The sequence below is a fragment of the Marinococcus sp. LNSP9103-4 genome, from assembly GCF_056034345.1.
Map to the genome: position 1 here is coordinate 1 of NZ_JBQLIA010000052.1, position 2,176 is coordinate 2,176.

A 2,176-nucleotide genomic window follows, 5' to 3' on the forward strand; every position below is an offset into this window, starting at 1 on the left:
CCATGGCCATATACATGAGATCATCGATAATCACTAAATCAGCGCTTCTCATGCGTTTGAGTTGTACTTTGGCTTTGTTCAGGTATTCTTCTGTTTTTAAGAGCTGGAGAAGTTCTCCCATGGTCACGAAGTACGCATGAAATCCTCGATGAACGGCTTCCATTCCCAATCCAATGGCGATATGGGTTTTTCCGATGCCCGGCGGGCCCAGGAGAATGATATTGTATTGTTGTTCCAGCCAGCTTAATTCCCGGAGCTGGGCCAGCTGCCGGGCAGTTACCATGTGTTGGCCCGACAGTTCAAAGGTATCCAATTGCTTCCCGAAAGGGAAGCGTGCCCATTTCAGTCGTTTTTCCAGGTTTTTCGCTTCCCGTTTGGTTCGTTCATGCCGCGTCATCGCTTCCAACAATTCGACATAGGTCCAGGACGCTTTTTCCGCTTCGCGAAGCAGCTGGGGAAGCTCCTCGGCCGTTTCCGCTAGACGCAACTGACGAAATTGATGCTGAAGTTCTTTCACCGTCCAATTTTTCATGCCTGGCCTCCTAAAATCTTCGTGTATGTATGGAGCGCACGGGTCGAGGCCGTCATCCCCACAGGGATGACGGGAGGGACAGCCGCAGCTGTCGGCTCCGGCGCCACCGGATGCTCGGAGCGCTGAAGATAAAGGGCGACGTCCCGAAAATGGTTGGCACTATATAGGTTTTCAGCCATACACCTGGCCAGCGCCGCATCGATGAAGGCGGGATACTGCTGCACCACCCGGTCCATGATCGCCAATTGATCCCGCCGATACCTTGGGTATCGCTGACGGATTTCCGCCAAATAAGCAGCGGCTTTGGGAGGATGTTGAAACCGGGAGACCAACTGCTGTTCAAGCTCCCCGAGGCCTTGGGAACGATCACGGATGTGATGGCGGTTTTGGATGAGCTTTCCTTTGTCCATGCTGCATTCATGCTTGGCAATGATATCGCCCTCCAATGATGGGCGAATCACCAATGTCTTGGGCTCGTGCTCGTTTACCTCAATCACCACCAGATTCTCTCCCGTGGGTTGATACGTCCCGAGAGGGACGGAATAACGGTTGGATTGATAACGAATCGTATTGTCCTTGCTGACCCTTCTTGTTATACTTTGATTGTTCGACCTTTCCACGGAAAGGAACGAGGAGACGGGCTGTAGGTGTTGCTTTTCAAGGAGAAACACTTCGGCCGGTCTTTTTTTCGTTGTTTGATGCACCTGATGGTTTCCCGTGCGCTCGAGCCACTGGAGCCCTCGACGGTTCCAGTCCTCAATATCCCGGAAAACACGACTGTCGGCGAAATTGCCTTTGATATATTTGACGACATTTTCGATCATCCCTTTGGATTCCGGATCCGCCCGTCGGCATAAATGAACGTGAAATTTGCGCTCGTTCACATATTGTTGAAACGCTGTGGTTAAAAGTAGTTGGCCAGCGTTCTCACTAACGGCAATGACATGATCCTGGTCATAGACGATCTCCTCCGTGCGCCCTCCGTAGAATTGAAAGGCATGTTCATGGCACCGGATCGCGTCGCTTGTCGTGAAAGGACGGGTCTGCCATTCCATGTATTTCTGTCTGGAGTGAGCGAGGACAAACGCAATGAAATACAGTTTGATTTCTTGATCCTCGGTGGTCTTCTGTTTGGTTTCTCCCCAGTCCACCTGGAGTTGTTTTCCCATCGGCTGCTCCGGGACCGCTTCATAATGACGAATCTTGACCCGCTTCTCGATCTGATACCTTTCCCGGACGTCTTTTACATACGAGCGAACCGTGCTTCCCCCGACCGTGAGGTCGGGATATCTCTCCAGAAGCCAATCATGAACTTGAGCCCCACTCAAGTGCGGATATTCTTCCAGCCAGGCACGTATCCAGTCGCTATACCCGTCTAACTTCTTGGTTCTTCGATGGGGTTGCTCGATGAAGGCTCGTGCCTCCTGTAGCGTCATCTCTAAATATTTATAGACCGTCGGTCTGGATATCTTTAACTCTTGAGCGATCTGTGTGACTTTCAACTTTCGTTTTTGTAATTCCTGAATCTTGACATATAACACTAATTTCTCCTCCAAGTTCCTGACCCCCAGTAAAATAACGTCATTATCTATTTTACTAAAGGATCAGATTGATGGAGCAAAAGTGTAAAATCGAATCAAGCAA

Annotated in this window: 2 protein-coding genes; both read right to left on the reverse strand. The window is 50.3% G+C overall.

Features of this window, described 5'->3' with window-relative positions:
• On the reverse strand, positions 1 to 532 hold a 532-nt coding region (locus ACTRXG_RS16795; protein ID WP_474286060.1), incomplete at its 3' end, for an ATP-binding protein.
• Complete coding sequence (gene istA / locus ACTRXG_RS16800) at positions 529 to 2,073, reverse strand: IS21 family transposase (protein WP_474286061.1); 1,545 nt, start codon at positions 2,071 to 2,073, stop codon at positions 529 to 531. The genes istA and ACTRXG_RS16795, both read right to left, overlap by 4 nt.
• Positions 2,074 to 2,176: the final 103 nt, after the last annotated feature.